The organism is Anoxybacillus sp. FSL W8-0104 (genome assembly GCF_038004465.1).
GTDB classification, from domain to species: domain Bacteria; phylum Bacillota; class Bacilli; order Bacillales; family Anoxybacillaceae; genus Anoxybacillus; species Anoxybacillus flavithermus_G.
Genome location: NZ_JBBOQU010000001.1, coordinates 2,584,779 through 2,604,942 on the forward strand (window position 1 = coordinate 2,584,779; position 20,164 = coordinate 2,604,942).

Consider the following 20,164-nt stretch of genomic DNA (forward strand, 5'->3'; position numbering starts at 1 on the left):
GATTCGCTCCCTTTTTTATTGTACATCGTTCATTAATTTCGCAGATGCTAAAAACTTTACTAACGCTTTGGCAATTTCCGCGCGTGTCATATAACCATTCGGTACAAAACGTTCGTTCTCCCGACCTGTAAAAATGTTAGCTTGATACATTTTTTCTACACCGTCTTTTGCCCACGACTTAATATGCGCAGCATCTTCGAAATCCGTCACTTTTTTCGACGTATTTAATTGCGTCATGTCATAGTCCAAGAAAGAAAGTTCTAACGCTCGTTTTAGCATGACCGCAGCTTCCGCACGAGTTACTGGCGCATTCGGTGCAAATACACCATTACCTTTTCCTTGAATAATGCCATATTTCACCGCCGCAGCAAGCTCGCCATTTTCGTTGAACCATTCTGTTCCTTTCACATCTTTGAACCGTTTATCATATGTCTCACTCGGCAATCCAAGCGCACGAACAAGTAAAACAGCAAATTGCGCACGTGTCATATTTTCTTTTGGTGCAAACGTTTGATCTGTCTTTCCTTTAATAATGTACTTAGATGCAAGCGCCTCAACATACGCTTCAGCCCATGTTTTTCCACCGTCTACATCCAGAAACGTCTTATGATTTTCAACAACAACATATGTTGAGTTAGTTAACGATTTCACGGTAGCTTTGTCACCGTTAAACACCGTTGGCACAGAGACGAGGTTGCCGTTTGCATCAACACGCACAGCTACCGAACGTTGTGGAACAAATACTTTCGATCCCTTTAATTCACGTTCCACATATTGCGTAAACCGTGTAATCGTTTCGCTTTTTCCGTTTGCTGTAGCAACAACGTTAAACTCCACCGCATCCGATACCGCAGTTACTCCTTGAGGCGGATTGACTTTCGTCATTTCAATAACGATTTTTATATTATCTATGCTTGAACCTAGCTTTTGCGCGATTTCGGTAAGCTTCGCTTGAATTTCCGCCACAGGTAACTTATATGATGCTTTATCTGTTTGAACATTCACTATCGCTTTTGCCTCTTTTGCCGCTACATCCGCAAATAGCTTTGCTGGTACTTCCGCCTTTGCCACTTCATTCGCTCCAAGCGCACCAACGCCTAACACGATTTCTTTATTTTGAGCTGAAACAAGATTAACGATGTCTGCAATTTTATCTACTTTCACTTCGGTTACTTTTTCTTTTTGTCCTTTGCTGTTTGTTTGCTCTTTTGTCGTTACTGCATCTTGGCCAACATTTACTTTTCCATTGTCTACGCCTGTACTTGGAGGAGTTACAACTGAACCACCGCCTGTGCTACCGCCACCACCACCTGTGCTACCGCCGCCTGTGCTACCACCACCTGTGCTACCAGCCGTAACTGAGACTGTCCTTTTAGCGATTGTTATTCCATCAATTTTAGCAAAAACATCAATCGTCCCTGTTTGATGGACAGTCAAGACGTTGCCACTGAAGGTTGCAATCGTTGGGTTCGATGTATCCCATTGAATGGATGTTGTTAAGCTAACTGTTATGGTACTTCCTTGAACAATTGGAACACGAAGTTCATATGCATTTCCTACATTAGCGATTATCGCACCCTTCTCCGTAAATGCACTTTGAAGCATTGTGGAACGTGCTTGTTTATTTGTATCAATAACTTGATCATTCAAATTCGATTGCAATTCGAATAACTTCTCAACAGACAAACCAATAGAATTGAGCTTACCTTGTAAAGTAGCAAAATTTCCTGTGTTTAACGTATTTTGAACAGCTGTTTGAATGATCGCCGAGTACGATACATTCGATCGTGTTGCATTTTGCATAATAGCTGTTTCTAAGTTAGACTCCATGGCTAATACGAAATCAACGAGTTGATCCGCTGTGACGTTGTTTGTTTCATCAAATAACGTATTAAACTCATCTGCATAATTTGTACGGAAGTTTTTTACCGCCTGCGCAAGATCAGCCGAATCCGCATGTTTCGTATAGATGAGATCGGCTACACCTTTAATAAGTTCAACAAGTGCATTTTGTTTATTCGATCCATGTAACGATAGCCCATTAACAGCGTTTGAAATATGAGAGTATTGAATATTGTTGATATTATTTTTTGCGTTTTCCAAAGTCGTCGCATCAGCATTTTTGTAAAAAATATAAAACCGACTAGCTAGCTGATTAATTTTTTGATCGACTGTTTGCGCCGCCTCAACATGTGTAGCTTGTCCACCAATCGCAACCGCTGGGGTAAAAGCAACCGTCGTAGCAATCATCGCCCGCAACGCTTTTTGACTCCATAGATATTTTTTCATTTCATCACCTCATTTAAATATATGTAAATATGAAAGTACTAACAACCGTAATCTATCTTTTTTTCCATAAGTTTATAGTAACTCAATTGTATGACGATATCAAGACATATTTCCAGCTTGGTTACATTTTTTATGTCCATTGTCCTATAAAATCGTGTATGATAAACATAGCGGAACAAAGAGAAAGGAGATCAGTCAAGTGAAAAAGTGGATCGTCATTTCACTTAGCATCATCGTTTTGCTTCTTGGTGGTGCAGGAGGATACTATTATTTTCTTACAAATAAAAAAGTAGATTTGAAAAAAGAAGACAAAGAAGTAGCTAAAATTGTAGAAGAAGAATATGAAATTGTGTTGCCTGATGACAGCGGGTCATCTGCGTCAGGAAACGAGCAAACATCCACAACAAAGAAGCAAGACGACACAAATAGTCAAGCAAACAACAATGAAACAGAACATGAGGAGGAAAACAAGTCATCGTCGCCATCCGATGAAAAAGGAACAAATAACGAAAGCGAATCAAACAAACAAAATGATACAAATGAAGAAAACAAAACAAACGAACCCGTCCAACAAGTAACGGTCGCAAGCATTAAAGAAAAGTATCGTCCGTCGTTTGAACTCCTCCAACAGCAAGCGAATGCTAAAATTGACGCGCTTGTCGATCACGCAATTGGAGAGTACAAAGAAAGAAAAGCAAATGGACAATCGGTATCATTTAATTACTTCTTCTCCAAATACAACACAGCTGCCCAAGAGCTTGAGGCAAAAACAGATGCAGCATTCAACGTCATTTACAACGCACTAGAAAACGAATTAAAAAAGAATGGCTTTAGCCCAAATCATGCGAAAGAATTTCGTGAAACATACGAACAACAAAAATCAACGCAACGCAACGCGCTATTAAAAAAAGCGTTGAGCAAACTGTAAAAGGGAGCCGATTCGCTCCCTTTTACTCTTCATCACAATCTTCACATACTTCAAAGATGTCCTCATCGTCCCAGTCGTCATCATCCCAGTCATCTTCATCCCAGTCGTCATCATCCCAGTCAGTAAATAAGTCATCAAGTTGGTCGTGAATTTGTTCGGCAATGTCTTCAAACGCATCGTAAAACGTATCGATCCGTTTCGATAACGTACTCGCAGAAATGCCGTATTGCTCAGCAAGTTGTTTTTGTGGAATCCATTCATGCAAAATCGCATCAGCCATAATGTAATGAAGCGCTGCTGCGTACACTTCTGGCTTTCGAATCGTCGGATTGTACAGACGACAATATTCCACCCAAATGAGACGAGCGGTATCAAGAATGGACAAATCTTTTTTCGGAAAGTTTTGTTCAAATAATATAAACACTTGTTCTTGTTTTGGCGATAAACTTTCGACGTCAAACATCGTTAAACGTAATGATTTTTGAAACGTTTCTGGATACGTCTCAATCCATCGTTCATATTGTTCGCCGCATGCTTTCCAAACATCTTGTATGTATACGTATAACGGACGGGTTAAAACGACCGGGAGAGGAAAAAATGTTCCAAAACAAGCGATATATTGACCATGTGGTACAAAAATTCCTGCCAACGCTTGTCCTTCTTCCAACTCGAACTCATCCGGCATATCAAGTAGTTTCATATGTTTCGTTTCCCCAGTTAATAAATCTGTTACGACAACATACGAATCGCGCAATTCATCAATGCAAACAAACGTTGGGAACGCTTGACGCCACGACTGAATGATGCTATATACAGTCGGCCGAATTGCCTGCTTACGAAGCGTGCGCAAATAGTAATCGAAAATCGTCATCCCATGTGCATCCTTTTTGAAAAACATTGCCCACATACTAATGAAAAAGCGAAACACAGGTGTTGTATCTTCGTCCGTTTGTTCTACGATCATATGTTTTTGAACCGTTCGATACAAAAACGATTCGTGTTCAAATGTAGCATAGTGAATGAGATCGTGCATATGGTGAATAACGTCTTGATCGATAAGCTCATGCATCGACACAACATTATTCCCACAACAATGTTTATACTTTTTTCCACTTCCGCACGGACATAACGCATTTCGTGCTACTTTACTCATTTTCCCCACCTCAACACTTTTTCTTTATTGTAACACGTCAAAAGGAAAGAAGATACATCCCTTTGTGTCTTTCCTTGCAATCGTGTAGAATAAGCATTAAACGCTATAAAAAAGGAAGAGAGCAATGATTGGACAAATCGTAATATGGCAAGTAAAAGAACAAAAACCGTTCGGCTACATCGTCACGAATGGAAAAGAAAGCGCCTTACTTCATGAAAGTCAATGTGAAGGCGAGTTACAAGTTGGGGATGATGTGACCGTATTTTTATATCACGATCATGATGGACGGATGCGTGCAACGATGAAGCGCCCGCTCATTACGACGTCATCATACGGTTGGGTTGAAGTCGTCGACGTCGTACCACAGCTCGGCGTTTTCGTTCATATCGGCATTGAAAAAGACGTGTTATTATCGGTCGATGACTTACCGTCCATTCCGACACTTTGGCCGGAAAAAGGAGATCAGTTATACTGTTCGCTTCAAGTAGATAAACGAGGTCGCCTCCTCGCGAAACTCGCGGATGAAGAAACGATGAAACAAATAAGCGTTCCCGCTCCCGCTTCTGCGTTCAACACGAACGTGCGCGGACGCATTTATCGCCTTATTAAAGCAGGATCGTTTCTCATTACAGATGTCGGATATATCGGATTTATTCACGAATCACAACGAAGACAAGAACCACGCCTCGGTGAACTTGTCGAAGGGCGCATCATCGCTGTGAAAGAAGATGGGACGATTAACGTTTCGTTACTTCCGCGCAAACAAGAAAGTTTACAAACAGATGCAGAAACGATCTACAACTACCTTGAAAGCCGTGGCGGTGCGATGCCATATAGCGATAAAAGCGACCCAGAAGACATTCAAACCCGCTTTCATATGAGCAAAGCGGCATTTAAACGCGCGCTTGGACGATTAATGAAAGAAGAAAAAGTGTACCAACAAGATGGTTGGACATATATCAAAGGGAGAGAAAATGAATGATTCGCTTTGCAACAATCGGAACAAATTGGATTACAGAAGCGTTTATTCGCGCGGCCAAACAAGTGCCTTCGTTTCATTTACAAGCTGTTTATTCTCGACAAAAAGAAACCGCAAACGCCTTTGCTGAAAAAACAGGGGCAACCGAAACGTTTACAAACTTACATGAACTTGCAGTAAGCAAAAACGTCGATGCGGTATATATCGCAAGTCCAAATGCGTTTCATGCCGAACAAGCAATCACGCTTATGAATCACGGCAAACATGTCATTTGTGAAAAACCGCTCGCTTCTAACGCCAAAGAAGTGGAAGCGATGATTGAGGCGGCACAAAAAAATGGTGTCGTGTTGATGGAGGCGATGAAGGCGACGTGTTTACCAAACTTTCAAGCGATTCAACACCATTTGCCGAAAATCGGGCGCGTCCGTCGCTACGTCGCAAGCTATTGCCAATATTCTTCGCGCTACGATGCATTTAAGCAAGGAACAGTCGCAAACGCCTTTAACCCTGCCTTTTCAAGCGGCGCATTGATGGACCTTGGCGTTTATTGTTTATATCCGCTCGTTGTTTTGTTTGGCGAACCGAAAGCCATTCAAGCCCATAGCGTTCGCCTATCGTCGGGTGTAGATGGCGAAGGAAGCATCATGCTCGATTACGGCGAGATGGATGCGATCGTTATGTATTCCAAAATCGCAAACTCGTATGCTCCTGCCGAAATTCAAGGAGAAGAAGGGACAATCGTCATCGATGCGATTCATACACCAACGCGCGTACATATTCATTACCGTGACGGGCGCATTGAAGACGTCACCGTTCCGCAACCGTACGAGCCGATGTACTATGAGGCGCTTGAATTTATGTCACTCATCGAACGGGGAGAGAAGGAATCTACAATTAATTCACACGCCCATTCGCTTGCGACAATGAAAGTGATGGACGAAGCAAGAAAACAAACAGGCATTGTATTTCCTGCTGACAAATAAGCGAGCGTCTATGCTCGCTTATTCGCCTTCCAAACCATCCATAACACAATCGTCGCCCCGATCACAATCGTCGCCCCGATCATATCGATGATGACGTCAGAAAATAGCGCCTTTCGCTTCGGTTGAAACGATTGATGCCATTCATCGAACATGGCGCAAAAAAGCGTCAACAACCAAGCGACACGGTATGAAGCCGTTGCTTTCCATGCAAAAAACGCAAACATTCCAAATACCGTCATATGCGCACATTTTCGAACAATAAGATTCCATGAAAATAATCCGTCGCTCACAGGATGGTTCGTATGAATGCCAACATATTCAAGAAAACGACGAATCCATTGCGCTGTTTGCTCCCCGGTAAATAGCGGAGACTCGGTAAAATAGTAAATAAGCGCACACCATGCAACGACAAGACCCCACCATATCATACGATTTGTTTTAGTCATCATTCAGACCCTTTCTATTTCTATATATGGAAATATTAATACCATTTTATCACTTTTTCCCCTTCTGTACAACAAAAAAGCCCTCCCATACTAATGAGGGGGATCGTGTCTTGTGGCCGACTAGCTGATCCGAAACATTCATAATGAAATGCTCCTCTTACGTTCTCCACTGAAAATTTAGCGAAGATAGTCAAGTAAGTTATAATAATAATATGTTTTCGAGCGCATTCTTCCATTTGAGAAAATTAATTGATGTTGCTCTAATTTGTTCACATATCTTCGGACAGTACTTTCGCTCATGCCTGTCAGCTCGACAATAGTTTTGACTGTAAAAATCGGACGTTGAAACATGACATTCATTATATGACGAACATGGCTACTGTTGATCAATTTACTTGCTACATCTAAATCTCTTTCGTATAGCTCGTTTATATCTTGAATAAGCTGGACATTCTTCTTCGCCTGTACTTTTATACATTGTAAGAAAAAGCGAATCCATTGATTCCAATTCCCTTCATATCGTATCTCATTTAAAAAACGGTAATACTTATGTTTATCCCGCTCCAGTACATCACTAATAAAAAAGTTTGGAAACTCAATCACTTTTTTACTATACAAGTATAAAGGAATTAAGATACGTCCAATTCTTCCATTCCCATCTAAAAAAGGGTGAATCGTTTCAAATTGCGCGTGAATAATCGCAACACGAATAAGTTCATCAAAATCGTCTTTTGGTTCGTTTATATACTTTTCCAAATTGCTCATGTAGTCGTAAACAAGGTGAGGTTCCGGTGGAACATATGTTGCCGTTTCAATGGTACACCCTTCTGGTCCAATGAAATTTTGAATTTTTCTAAACTCTCCTGGCGCGCGATTAGCACCTCTCACATGATTAGATAATAAAATTTCATGCAAATATTTAAATAAACGATTGGAAAGTGGAATGCGCTGCAAAAAATCCATCCCTTTTATTAGTGCCTCATAATAATTTAACGCCTCTTGAATATCTTTATTTACTTTCTTCGTTTCCGCTTCTACTTCCATGACATCATCCAATGTCACCTGTGTTCCTTCGAGCTTTGTTGATTGAACAGCTTCTTTCAACATAACTGGTCGAAGTAAAAATTTCGGATGTAATTTAGAGTTTTTTAACATTGTTTCATATTCTACAATGCTTTTGTTCGCGTCAATTAGTTCGTGGATAAACTTCAATTGGTCTATCACGCCATCTTGCAACGGTAACATTGGGGGCTCAAACGGTTTTCTTCTCAATTCGTCCACCTTCTTACGTTCATTTAAAGATAAAAATATTTTTTAAAAACTAAAAAAACCTATTTTACATTCACTTTTTCAAATATATGATTATTATATCCCTTTACTCACTATTTGTAAACAAATAGAGAGCATGCTAAAATGAGGACAAATGAACGAAAAGGAGTAATTTACATATGTTGCAGACGATGCTATCGTCCGAAGTGATGACAAAAGCGGCTGAACGCTTGATGAAGCTGCTACCGTACAAAAAACATAGCGACATCATTAAACGAGCATGGCAATTGTACCGTACTGGGCATGTGTATAACGTGACAATTGAGGACAATGTGCTGAAAGGGAAAGTAACAGATAAGGGACATACATATGAGCCATCTTTTCGGTTAAAGCAGGCGGCAGGATCATCATGCACTTGCACAACCGTCGGTCTATGTCCGCACAATGTTGCGTTATTTTTATATGCATACAATCAAATTGATGCAGTCGGGAATTTAATTAGAACATGGAAAGAACCAGCGACAAAACGAAAAAAAGCCGAAAGCAATGAAAAACAAAAAGACGTACAAGTGAAACAACAAACCGTTCAGCAACAGAAGCTAAACGAGAAAAATAGAAGCAATACGTCAAACAACGCAAATATCGTTGACGCGTGGTGGCAATCGTTTGAAGAAAAATATCGCCGCATCCCGCTATACAATATAACGGAAGAAGAACATATGCGCAGGCTCGTTCAATCGTTTTTCCCAACATTTGAACGTCCGACATCTAAAGCATCGTTTTTAGACCATTTATATTATGTCCATGCCGCCTTATTTACATTTATTAAACTTGTTCATATTCCGCAAAAATCATGGGGCTACTTCGCGATCATGCAAGAGCGACATGTGGAACAATTTTCTTCAACCGTACAACAAGCGCTCATAAATTTAGCGAAAAAACCGCGTACAAAAAGCCATGAACAACTTTTATACGCTACTATCCCATACGTAAGAAACGTATTGTCAGGCGAATTAACGTACTTTAGACAAATATTAGATGTATACGAAATCATATGGACAACCGTATTGACCGACGAAACATATCGCCAAGAGGAATGTACATGGGCGATTGAACAGTTGAATAAGAAACAAACCGTAGAAGAAAAAATACCATTTATCGGCGCAGCTTCTTATGTATCGTTTTTGCTTGAAAACGATCATCGTGCGTATCAGCTCATTGAACCGTTTCCATACTTAGCAACGGAACATATCGTCCGTTTTATGCATATGTCATTTGCCAAAAAACAAATTCAACGTGGAGTAGAGTGGTTTCATCGTCTCGAACAAAATGTGGAAACATACTTATATTCGCTTCATATCACCGAACGTGAGTGGTTTGTTCAACATGTATTATCTGCCTATGTCCAATATCGTATCGCTACAAAAAATGAACAAACCGAACGGTACGAACAGCTTCTTCAAAAGCTGCTTCCGTACAGCTTTTATACGTACATCGATTACTTATTTGATGAACAAAAATGGAAAGAGCTTATTGAATTATATATGCTTGAAAAAACAACCGTCGATATGATTCACCCGCTCCATTTAAAAGCAGTCGAACAAGCGGATCGTTCGCTCGTTCTTCCTTTGTATCACCAAACGATTATGCATTATATTGAACAAAAAAATCGGAGCGCATATGAACAAGCAATAAAACATTTACGAAAACTGCGCGCCCATTACCGCGCCTTAAAACAAATGCCTCGCTGGGAAACATATATTACAAAACTCGCTGAACAAACAAAACGATTACGTGCCTTTCAAGATTTATTACGGAAAGGGAAATTCATATGATGCAACTTGAACTAAAAAGCCGCTGGCTTGAAGAACAGAAACAGTTTTTCATTTATAGTGATGATGCGCACCCAGATGAGTGGAAAGAGCTCGTCTTTTGTTGGCATGAAGAAACGTTTTACGGGACATTTGCGACAGTTGATACAATCGGAAACCATATTGGCGTCCTTCTTTCGCCATGGGAGGCGCTTACGTTTTTTGCTTATCCATCGACAAACGCATTCATCGACACGATATGGGACGAACAAAGCAAACAATTTCAAACATGGGCAAAACAAATCATGGGACATATCGAACAAAAGCAGTTTATGCCTGACTTTGAAGCATGGAAAAACGGGCGCTTCGGATGGAAAGGAACAGAAGCGGACGATCATCCATTCGTATCCGTTTGGCGTTCCGAAGCAATCAATGACTGGATTCAATCGGACGTGGAGCTAAAACAAACGTGGCAACAAATCATTGAAACATATCCGCTTATTTCAGGCGACGCTACACCATTTATAGACGAGCACGAATGGCTAACAGAAATCGGCTGGGACAAAAACCGCCCACCATTTATCGTCGCCATTCGTTTAAACGAACCAGAGGAAGACGGAGGGGCGTGGCCGCTCGAAACGGTGCTCATCGACGCAACAACAAACGACATCACCGTGTATCCGCATATGCCGAAAGCTTGGCAAGCGTACGCTAACCATATCGAACGAGCTCAACAACGCTGGCAAACGATCGTTCCATGGCTAAGCGAAAATGGGGCGCTGCGCACGCAACTAAACGAAGAAGAAGCGTTGCGCTTTTTAGTGGAAGCGACAATCGAACTCACCGAAGCGGGTGTGCGCGTTATTGTTCCAGAATGGTGGGAAGTCGTCAAACAAGCGCGCCTTCGTGTAAAAGCACGAGTGAAATCATCGGCGACATCTGTATTCGGGCTTGATGCACTCGTCGATTTCGACTGGCGCATCGCTACAAACGGCATCGAACTAACGGAGCAGCAATTCGCGGAACTCGTCGAACAAAAGCGCCGCCTCGTGCGCATTCGCGATCAATGGGTGCAACTTGACCCTGCCGTCATTCAACACGTACAAAAGCTAATGAAACGAGCGAAACAAGAAGGTTTATCGCTTCGTGACGTGCTGATGCAAACGCTCGCGGAAAAAACAAACGAACAACATGAAGACGATGAAGCGATTGACATTGAACTAAATCGCTCGTTTGCCACACTCGTACGAAAAATGAAAAACATTGACCATATCCCAAACGTCACCATTCCGAGCACGTTCCATGGCACGTTACGTCCATACCAACAGCGAGGCGTCGACTGGCTCATCTTTTTACGCCAGCTCGGTTTTGGTGGCTGTTTAGCAGACGATATGGGTCTTGGGAAAACGATACAAATGCTAGCCTATCTCGCCTATGTGAAAGAAAACGAGAAACGAAACGGCCCTGCTTTACTTATTTGTCCAACGAGCGTCATCGGCAATTGGCAAAAAGAATGTCAGCAATTCGTTCCGTCTTTAACCGTCTACGTTCATCACGGATCCACTCGTGGACATGGAGATACGTTTATCGAAAAAGCAAAAAGCTGTGATCTTGTCATTACATCATACAGTTTGGCTCATTTAGATTTCGACGACCTCGCAAGCATCGATTGGGATGTCATTTGTTTAGATGAAGCACAAAACATTAAAAATGCCCAAACGAAACAAGCGCGTGCCATTCGTAAACTAAAAGGGCGTCATAAAATTGCGCTCACCGGCACACCGATTGAAAATCGACTAAACGAACTTTGGAGCATTTTCCATTTCTTAAATCCGGGCTATTTAGGATCGCAAACCGAGTTTCAGCGCCAATTTGCGACTCCAATTGAGAAAAATGGCGATAAGCAAGCGACCGAACGTTTACAAAAGCTTATTCGTCCATTTTTATTGCGGCGAACAAAAACAGACGAACGTATTGCGCTCGACTTGCCGGATAAACTCGAACAAAAAGAATATTGCCCGCTCACCGTCGAGCAAGCATCCTTATATGAACAAATTGTGCAACAGTCGCTTGAAAAACTCGAACAAGTCGATGGGTTTGCGCGACGCGGCATCATTTTACAAATGTTAAACAGCTTAAAACAACTATGCAACCATCCAGCACTATACTTAAAAGAAAAACATCCGAAGCAAATCGTCGAGCGATCGCATAAAGTAGAAAAGCTGCTTGAACTTGTCGGGCAAATTCGCGAAAACGGGGAAAGTTGCTTAATCTTTACCCAGTACATTCAAATGGGCGAGATGATTCAACATATTCTTGCTTCTCATCTAAAAGAAACGGTCGTCTTTTTAAACGGCAGCACGCCAAAACAAACGCGCGATGAAATGATTGAACAATTTCAAAACGGACAGTTTCATATATTCATTTTATCGCTCAAAGCGGGCGGAACAGGGCTAAACTTAACAGCCGCCAACCACGTCATTCATTTTGACCGCTGGTGGAATCCGGCCGTTGAAAACCAAGCGACAGACCGAGCATATCGCATCGGGCAAACGAAATTTGTTCATGTGCATAAATTCATTACAACCGGCACAATTGAAGAAAAAATTGATGATATGCTTGAGAAAAAGCAGTCGCTCAATGAACAGCTCATCCAAAGTGAAACGTGGATTACCGAACTGTCCAACGAACAATTACGTGAACTATTTACGCTTTCATGAGGTGAAATATGGCAAAGAAAAAAGGAACGAAGCAACAAACATTATGGGAAAAACTGCTTGAACAAATGGCCAAAAAACTAGAAGAACGAAAAAAATAAACAGCCGACGCGACCGGCTGTTTATTTTTGTTTTCTATGCCAAAGCCATGCACTTGCGATAATGTCTTCGAGCGAGCGCGTCGCTTTCCAGCCAAGTTCACGAGCAATTTTTTCAGACGAGGCGACGAGTCGAGCCGGATCTCCCGGGCGGCGCTCCGTATATTCGATCGTCGCCTGTTTCCCCGTCACACGCTCGCACATATCGATCACTTCTTTAACCGAATATCCGAGCCCGTTGCCAAGATTGTATGTCGCTGTCTTTTTCTCGTCCGAAAGAAGGGCGTGCAGCGCGAGAATGTGCGCCTCCGCTAAATCGGTCACATGAATGTAATCGCGAATACATGTGCCATCTGGCGTATCGTAATCTGTGCCAAACACCGAAATTTTATCACGCAATCCGAGCAAATGTTGCAAAATAAGCGGAATTAAATGCGTTTCCGGATGATGATCTTCCCCGATTTCACCGCTTTCATGCGCACCTGCCGCGTTGAAATAGCGCAACACGACGTAGCGTAAATCGTACGCCGAGGCAAAGTCTGAAAGCATATGCTCGATCATTAATTTCGAGCGACCGTACGGATTAATTGGGTTTGTCGGGCAATCTTCCGTAATAAGATCAACGTTTGGAATGCCGTATACAGCCGCTGTCGATGAAAAAATAAAACGTTTGACACCATATTCCATCATCGTTTCCAATAATGTCAGCGTCGCTGCGACATTGTTTTTATAATATTTCATCGGCTCAACGACCGACTCGCCTACTAAACTATTCGCCGCAAAATGCATCACCGCATCGATTGGATATTTTTCAAAAATGCGTACAAGCGTCGTCCGATCGCCTAAATCGCCATGAACGAATACCGCTCGTTTGTCCACGAGATGACGATGCCCTGTCGATAAATTATCGAGCACGACGATCGGCTTCGTTTCAACTAATTTCTTTACCACATGGCTGCCGATATATCCCGCACCACCAACGACTAAAATCATACAATATCTCCTTTCCTTGTCATACACTTCAATTTTATCACGAAACTTACGCAAGGAAGCCCCTGCCTTTAGGCACGGGGAGGAATTGCACCTTACGCAATGTTCATTCCCTCCCTTCGATATGTGTATCCGTCGAATCGCTGAATGACTTGGACATATCTATAATTTATTCCTTGTGCGATACGCTTTCCGTCCTTACCTTTAATATCGAAACTTCCAGTCTTTCTGCATGATACTTCGCCAAACCAAACGCCTTGATATTTCCCTCTTGGGATAACAGCCTTAACCATGTCCCCTGTTTGGAAGCCAAAGAAGAACTTTTGTCTTGCAAGATAACCTCTTGGGAAGCCATATCTATCTAGGTTTGTGCGTGAACGACTACCACGCCCCTTTGCTCTAATGAATAACACTTCTTTTGTTTTGAAATATAAGTGATTTGGTGTGCTTTCGCCTACACAACAAGCGTCAAAATAATGTGTTTTCGGCAAGTCTAAACGAATACGATTCATTTTCGTTCGTGCACCTGTTCCACACTCTACTTCGCATCCGCTTTGTTTTAACACTTCATACACTTTCCACCTTGTCGAGTTGACAGCACTTGCATCTTTTAATGATTCTTTGACTTGCTTTTGAATGTGCGGATACCCGAATTCTTCTGCTGTCTTACTTCCTTTGCGCTGATTACAGTCATGACAGGCAAGACATAGGTTATCCACTCGGTCTGTTCCACCTCTCGATTTTGGAATGATATGCTCCACTTCAAGTGGAACATTTTCTTTTCCGCAATAACAACACTTCCGCCCAAACTTTTCAAGCAAATACTCCCGTACTTCATATCCTTGTAGCGTGCCTTGTTGATACTCTACACCATTGATTTCAGGATTTCGCATGAGTTGCGTGTCGAATTTGGCATTTTCGTATGATATATACCCAATGGGGCATAATTTCTTTAGGCGGTTAACCCATGTTTGGATATTTTGCACGCGACTCTCTAGTGATGGCGGCAACCACCCGTCTTTTCTCCTACGATTAAGAAAACGTGGTTTTCTGTATCGAGTTTTTCGATTTCGTCTTGCTCGACGGAAAGCACGCCTTTTATCCATTCTTTCCTTGATGTCTGTGCGATGGTCAAGTTGCCCTAACCATACCACTTCTTGTCCTCGCAAAATCGCAAGTCCTGTGTGTTTGCTTCCGTGATCGATTTTGAGCCGATACGGTGTTTTCGGTCGAAAATTATCGACAATTTCTTTTAAAATAATCGTAAATGGATAGCGTTTGTAGATCGCTGCTTTTCCTTGTTTCAACAGCTTTCTCGCAACTGCTTCGTGACAAGGAGCAAGCGGACGTTTGTTTGTGTCTAACACAAAAACCATAGGGTTCTCCCCTTTCCTCTGCATAAAGCAGGTCATATTCTCCTCGACCATGTTATAGATGCTTGTTATGTGCAAGACACTAGCGCTACCCACCACGCTTGTTTAACCTTGCACGACAGAGGAACGGGCTGGAGAAGCACCCGAACGTGTCATGACATCTATAACGTAGGCTCTGTTTCAAGCCTTGGTCTGGTCAACATGGGGCTTACAAGCCCATGACTTTAGTCATTGGGTTGTTGACATATATAGGAAAGATGGAGTTATTTTATATTCGTTATCGGTTTTCGTCCGATCGAGTAATATTCAATTGGGTAGCGCGCTACATCGTGAAGCGCATAACAATTGCGCCCATCAAAAATAATCGGCGTTTTCATTTCGTTAACGTATACAGATAAGTCCAGCTGGCGAAATTCATCCCATTCCGTTAAAATCATTGCCGCATCAGCATCTTGTAACGCCTCCTCCACACTGCTTGCATATATGACTTCCTTCGGCAACACATGTGCCGCTTTCCCCATCGCGATCGGATCATAAGCAACAACAGTTGCCTGTTCCGCAAGCAGCTCGCGCGCAACGACAAGCGATGCAGCTTCCCGCATATCGTCTGTATTTGGCTTAAACGATAAACCGAGAAGAGCGATTTTTTTCCCTGCGAGATGCCCAAATCTTTTTTTCGCTTTTTCAATTAGCTTGCGTTGTTGCTTATTGTTTACTTCAATCACTGCCTTCAACAATTCGAAATCGTGATCAATATTTGCCGCAATTTTCGCTAACGCTTTCGTATCTTTCGGAAAACAAGACCCGCCGTAACCGATACCTGCGCGTAAAAACGATGAACCGATGCGTTGATCCATTCCCATTCCCGCTGCTACTTGTTCAACATCTGCCCCAACTTTTTCACATATGTTCGCAATTTCGTTAATAAAACTAATTTTCGTCGCCAAAAAGGCGTTTGAAGCATATTTAATCATTTCTGCACTGCGAATATCCGTGTGAAAAATCGGAATGCCAAATGGCCGATGAATATCGGCAACGACCGCTGCTGCCCGTTCATCATCCGCACCGATCACAATGCGGTCGCCATGAAACGTATCATGAATCGCAGACCCTTCACGCAAAAATTCTGGATTTGATACGACATCGATATGCACATGTGGAACGAGCTGCTTAAACATACGTTGTATTTCATGATTTGTCCCAACTGGCACCGTACTTTTCGTGACGACGATCACGTCTTTCGTCACCGCCGAAGCAATGTCTCTCACCGCTTGCTTTAAATATGTTAAATCCGCAAAGCCATCTTCATTTTCAGGCGTGCCGACCGCGATATAAATCACATCCGCTTCCTGATATGCACTCGCACCATCTGTCGTAAAAAACAACCGATTCGCTTCCATATTTTCTTTCATTAACGGCTCAATGCCCGGCTCATAAATCGGTGAGATCCCTTGTCGCATCCGCTCAACTTTTTCTTTATCGACATCAACGCATGTCACCCGATGTCCGATATGCGCAAGCGCCACACCTGTCACTAAGCCCACATATCCTGTTCCGACAACGACAATGTTCATAGCCAACCTCCGTGCACGTTTTTTTTCAGTTTACACAAACGTGAGCATTTTTGCACGATACGGCTATCGAAAAAAATGAAAGATTTCTCTTATAAAAACATAGAAACTCGTCTATCATTATAGTAAAAGAAAGGAGGAGAAAGTGTTGCAGAAAAAACAAACCGTTTACCAATTAAAAATCGCCTTGCGTGGTATTCGTCCTCCCATTTGGCGACGTGTACTTATTCCAAGCAATATTACATTCGATCAACTTCATCTGATCATTCAAGAAGCAATGGGTTGGAAAAACTATCACTTATATCAATTTGAAACGGGCGACGCGATCATCGATGTACCACATCCTCTGGATGATTTTTCACACCCTTGGAAAGATATGCTCAATTCTCAAAAAGTGCGGATAAAAACATATTTAAGTCAAGAAAAAGACAAAGTTTTATATACGTATGACTTTGGGGACAATTGGGATCATGTTATTACATTAGAAAAAATTGAAAAACGAACGGAACCATTGCCACATCCCATTTGCATTAAAGGAAAACGAGCATGCCCACCAGAAGATGTCGGTGGCGTTTGGGGCTACCAAGATGTAATTGATATGATGCAAAACGATACAAGAAAACAAGAACGGGAAGAGTTTCTCGAGTGGTATGATGAATGGTACGGAGACGACTTTGATCCGGAATATTTTGATATAGAGGAAGTAAACGGAAGACTAGCAACAATCAAATTCAAATAAATGCATTTTTTAGGGCTGACTCAAAAGTCCGCTTTTTAGCGGTCTTTTCGGTCAGCCCCTTTTCTGTATCTCCAAATGCTCCTTTAACCGTTGCGAAATGGCTATACGTTCTTCCTCTGGTACAATCAAATAGTAGATCCCGTTTATTTTTTGACCTTTTCCTTGTATGTGTAGCTGCTCGATATGACGTCGTGCTTCTTTATAGTTCGCTTGAATTTGTTTCATGTCGTCAAATGTCAAATTTGTTTTTATATTTTTTCCTATCGCTTCAAGTATGTCACCATAGTTTGTAAGAGAAGAGAAGCTAGCTCCTTTTTTAATAATGGCCTCAATCACTTGTTTTTGGCGATCTTGTCTGCCAAAATCGCCACGTGGGTCTTCATAGCGCATACGAGCGTATTTTAATGCCTTTTCTCCATTTAGAGTAATTTCTCCTTTAGGGAACGACTCTCCTTCATATTCAAATGCAAAAGCATTATTTACTGTAACACCACCAACGGCATCTACGATATCTTTAAAGCTTTCCATGTTCACTTTAATGTAATAATCAATTGGAATGTCTAAAAATTGTTCAACTGTCGCAAGCGTCATTTCCACCCCGCCAAAAGCATACGAGTGGTTAATTTTGTCCTCTTTCCCTTTACCGACAATCAATGTGCGTGTATCTCGCGGAATGCTTACCATTTCTATCGACTGCTTTTTCGGGTTTACTGTCATCACAATTAACGAATCTGCCCGACCGCGATCATTTTTTCGTTCATCTACCCCAATAAGCAAAATCGAGATCGGTTGTTGCTTTGTAAATGATAGCTCCTCTGGGCGTTCCTCTGAATGTTCACGTTGAATAGGTTCGTGTATTTCGCTGATCGTTTGTTGTAGTTTATAGTAAACAGAAAATGCATACGCCCCTACCAACGCAAGAAATAAAACAATTGCTCCGATCCATATACGTTTTACCCTTTTTCGTTCCGATTTCATCTACATCTTCCTCTTATCATGAAGTTATTTTCATGTGAAGGATATCATATAGCTCGACGAAGGGGAAGAGAAAGTTTGTACATCCTTTTATAACTAATTTCATTCTCTACATTAAATGAACAATTTCTATATCCGAATAAAATTTTCGCAAGTACTCTGCTAATAAACGACGATGACAGTAATGTGGGGCGTGTTCACTACATAGTAGACAAACCGTTTTCTTTGCGATGAGATCTTGATGGGACTGCTCTACTTTTCTCATTTTTAATAACTCTACATATTTCTCCTCATAATCTCCCCAAGCCATCTCCTTGTTTTTATACGCTTTGAGAATTTCCTCCGTGGGGGCAAGAAGGGGATCATGAATATAACCAATACCTAATATTTCTAAAATAAATGCTAAATCGTCTTTTTTAGCGTATCCCGATAATTGCGACGTATTATGCAAACGTGTGTCAATAACTACTTGAACATTTGCTTGTTTTAAAAGTTCCACAAACGTTCGCAACGGTTTCTTCGCAAACCCAATTGTGCAAATTTTCGCTTTCATTTTTTCACTCACCTAAAACAAACTTAATTGCTCTGTTTTCATAGGATTTAACTCCACCGCTTCAACTCCATACGGCTTAAAAAACTCCCCCACTAAACGGCGATGACAATAACGATGATCCGGGCAAAAACAAAGGAGTACAATATCTTTCCCTAGAAGCAATTTTTTATAAATATCTCGGAGCGACTTTAGCTTTTCTTCTTCTCTTAGTTCAGAAAGAAAGGCATTTTCATATAAAGGCCACCACTCATTCGTTTGTGTCCCTTTCCACTCCCTTAGGTAACGCTCAAACAACTGAGGGGAAGGTGACAAACTACGGACAACAATAGCACCTGTGATATTATGACCAGCACGTGTAATTTGCCATATTTCTGCATGAGGGGGCGCATACTTTAATCCTTCGATATTTGAGGTGTATAACTTTCCCTTTAGTTCCCTCATTCACCATTCCCCCTTCTTTTTACATTAAGTATACCATTAAGCAAGCGTAAATATCCACTTCCATTATGGGTATTGCGGCGGATAATCCACAAAGGGATTTGTGATAATACTAATAACCATCGGATATTCACGTGTAATATTCTTATTCGGTTCTGTTCGTGCCAATCCGATACACAAATATAAATTTTGAAACCCTTTAAAGGATATCGAGCGATGAGAGCGAAAAACGGAACGCCATTTTAAATCTGTTACCGGATAACCTTCTTTATAAGTATTGTTCCGATATTCTTTGGCATTCATTGTAAAGCAAATACGGTTCGCTCCTTCTATTTTCCAAATATCATCCACTTTGATTAAACATAACGATCGTCCGTTAGCATTTAGCGTATCATGTAGTGTTTGCTCACTTTCGAGATGCTGCTTAACAAATGCACATAGTTCAGTATTGTTTAATTCCCCGCATTTGTATAAGGATTCATAGCTCAGTACTCGAATATCTTCCGTATGCCCCGGTGAAGTAGGATCATTATATTTGACATAGTCGGTGACCTCCCATATGTCTCCCGGCTTAATGAACGTACCATCATCATATTTGTAGCTTGCCCAAAAACGATGATCAGGGGGCAATGGTCTGATCCATTGTCCACGTTCAGTCATCCCTGCAACACAGTAACGCTCGTATGTTTGTGTAATAGCTAGAATGATTATTTTCAATGGCCTATTCAAACTAACCATCCCCTTATCATCCCATAAAAAATATACAGAATATTAAGACTATTCGATCTAAAAATAAAATATCCTGCAATCGTTTAGAAAAAGATTTTTCACGTTTGTTTTAATTGTTAGCAA

At 41.5% G+C, this 20,164-nt stretch carries 17 protein-coding genes; 6 read left to right on the plus strand and 11 right to left on the minus strand.

Annotated elements, in window-relative coordinates; all coding sequences use genetic code 11:
• Nucleotides 1–15: 15 nt before the first annotated feature.
• Nucleotides 16–2,289, minus strand: coding sequence for an S-layer homology domain-containing protein (locus NST18_RS13805; protein WP_128356502.1), 2,274 nt, complete (start codon nucleotides 2,287–2,289; stop codon nucleotides 16–18).
• Nucleotides 2,290–2,488: 199 nt separating this feature from the next.
• On the opposite strand from NST18_RS13805, the gene NST18_RS13810 reads away from it, so the two are divergent.
• The gene (locus NST18_RS13810) at nucleotides 2,489–3,217 is read left to right on the plus strand and encodes a hypothetical protein (RefSeq protein WP_088223529.1); all 729 of its coding nucleotides are present in this window, start codon (nucleotides 2,489–2,491) and stop codon (nucleotides 3,215–3,217) included.
• Nucleotides 3,218–3,239: 22 nt separating this feature from the next.
• Here NST18_RS13810 and NST18_RS13815 read toward each other — a convergent pair whose 3' ends face one another.
• Nucleotides 3,240–4,370 carry a YecA family protein gene (locus NST18_RS13815; protein ID WP_064214380.1) on the minus strand — a complete coding sequence of 377 codons (1,131 nt, stop codon included), beginning with the start codon at nucleotides 4,368–4,370 and terminating at the stop codon, nucleotides 3,240–3,242.
• Nucleotides 4,371–4,494: 124 nt separating this feature from the next.
• On the opposite strand from NST18_RS13815, the gene NST18_RS13820 reads away from it, so the two are divergent.
• Together NST18_RS13820 and NST18_RS13825 are read left to right on the plus strand one after the other, a co-directional pair.
• Complete coding sequence (locus NST18_RS13820) at nucleotides 4,495–5,352, plus strand: CvfB family protein (RefSeq protein ID WP_064214381.1); 858 nt, start codon at nucleotides 4,495–4,497, stop codon at nucleotides 5,350–5,352.
• Complete coding sequence (locus tag NST18_RS13825; protein WP_064214382.1) at nucleotides 5,349–6,332, plus strand: Gfo/Idh/MocA family protein; 984 nt, start codon at nucleotides 5,349–5,351, stop codon at nucleotides 6,330–6,332. Before NST18_RS13820 ends, NST18_RS13825 begins: the two co-directional genes overlap by 4 nt.
• Nucleotides 6,333–6,340: 8 nt before the next feature.
• Here the strand turns inward: NST18_RS13825 and NST18_RS13830 are convergent, their stop codons facing one another.
• Together NST18_RS13830 and NST18_RS13835 are read right to left on the minus strand one after the other, a co-directional pair.
• On the minus strand, nucleotides 6,341–6,778 hold the full coding sequence (locus NST18_RS13830) for a VanZ family protein (RefSeq protein WP_035018952.1): 438 nt from the start codon (nucleotides 6,776–6,778) through the stop codon (nucleotides 6,341–6,343).
• A 177-nt stretch (nucleotides 6,779–6,955) separates the two neighbouring features.
• Nucleotides 6,956–8,050, minus strand: a complete 1,095-nt coding sequence (locus tag NST18_RS13835) for a Fic family protein (protein WP_004892798.1) — start codon at nucleotides 8,048–8,050, stop codon at nucleotides 6,956–6,958.
• Between the two features lie 176 nt (nucleotides 8,051–8,226).
• Between NST18_RS13835 and NST18_RS13840 the strand changes: the two genes are divergently transcribed.
• Both NST18_RS13840 and NST18_RS13845 read left to right on the plus strand, forming a co-directional pair.
• Nucleotides 8,227–9,882 (plus strand): SWIM zinc finger family protein, encoded by a 1,656-nt coding sequence (locus NST18_RS13840; protein ID WP_004892801.1) that lies wholly within the window; start codon nucleotides 8,227–8,229, stop codon nucleotides 9,880–9,882.
• Nucleotides 9,882–12,578 carry a DEAD/DEAH box helicase gene (locus NST18_RS13845; RefSeq protein WP_081254061.1) on the plus strand — a complete coding sequence of 899 codons (2,697 nt, stop codon included), beginning with the start codon at nucleotides 9,882–9,884 and terminating at the stop codon, nucleotides 12,576–12,578. Before NST18_RS13840 ends, NST18_RS13845 begins: the two co-directional genes overlap by 1 nt.
• A 119-nt stretch (nucleotides 12,579–12,697) precedes the next feature.
• On the opposite strand, the gene galE is transcribed toward NST18_RS13845, so the two are convergent.
• The 3 genes from galE to NST18_RS13860 form a co-directional block, all read right to left on the minus strand.
• A complete protein-coding gene (gene galE, locus NST18_RS13850; RefSeq protein WP_004892806.1) occupies nucleotides 12,698–13,666 on the minus strand; it encodes a UDP-glucose 4-epimerase GalE in 969 nt (322 codons plus the stop codon).
• A 92-nt stretch (nucleotides 13,667–13,758) separates the two neighbouring features.
• Nucleotides 13,759–15,039: an RNA-guided endonuclease IscB gene (gene iscB / locus NST18_RS13855; RefSeq protein WP_340721651.1), complete on the minus strand. Its 1,281-nt coding sequence runs from the start codon at nucleotides 15,037–15,039 to the stop codon at nucleotides 13,759–13,761.
• A 260-nt stretch (nucleotides 15,040–15,299) separates the two neighbouring features.
• Nucleotides 15,300–16,610 carry a UDP-glucose dehydrogenase family protein gene (locus NST18_RS13860; RefSeq protein WP_088223532.1) on the minus strand — a complete coding sequence of 437 codons (1,311 nt, stop codon included), beginning with the start codon at nucleotides 16,608–16,610 and terminating at the stop codon, nucleotides 15,300–15,302.
• Nucleotides 16,611–16,752: 142 nt separating this feature from the next.
• Between NST18_RS13860 and NST18_RS13865 the strand changes: the two genes are divergently transcribed.
• Nucleotides 16,753–17,346 carry a plasmid pRiA4b ORF-3 family protein gene (locus NST18_RS13865; protein ID WP_004892813.1) on the plus strand — a complete coding sequence of 198 codons (594 nt, stop codon included), beginning with the start codon at nucleotides 16,753–16,755 and terminating at the stop codon, nucleotides 17,344–17,346.
• A gap of 51 nt (nucleotides 17,347–17,397) precedes the next feature.
• Here the strand turns inward: NST18_RS13865 and tagU are convergent, their stop codons facing one another.
• The 4 genes from tagU to NST18_RS13885 form a co-directional block, all read right to left on the minus strand.
• A complete protein-coding gene (tagU, locus tag NST18_RS13870; protein ID WP_340721567.1) occupies nucleotides 17,398–18,324 on the minus strand; it encodes a polyisoprenyl-teichoic acid--peptidoglycan teichoic acid transferase TagU in 927 nt (308 codons plus the stop codon).
• Nucleotides 18,325–18,430: 106 nt separating this feature from the next.
• A complete protein-coding gene (locus NST18_RS13875) occupies nucleotides 18,431–18,874 on the minus strand; it encodes a DUF488 domain-containing protein (RefSeq protein ID WP_035018959.1) in 444 nt (147 codons plus the stop codon).
• Between the two features lie 12 nt (nucleotides 18,875–18,886).
• Complete coding sequence (locus NST18_RS13880) at nucleotides 18,887–19,315, minus strand: DUF488 family protein, N3 subclade (RefSeq protein ID WP_004892819.1); 429 nt, start codon at nucleotides 19,313–19,315, stop codon at nucleotides 18,887–18,889.
• 63 nt (nucleotides 19,316–19,378) lie between these two features.
• Nucleotides 19,379–20,041 (minus strand): dual OB domain-containing protein, encoded by a 663-nt coding sequence (locus tag NST18_RS13885; RefSeq protein WP_064214392.1) that lies wholly within the window; start codon nucleotides 20,039–20,041, stop codon nucleotides 19,379–19,381.
• Between the last annotated feature and the right edge of the window lie 123 nt (nucleotides 20,042–20,164).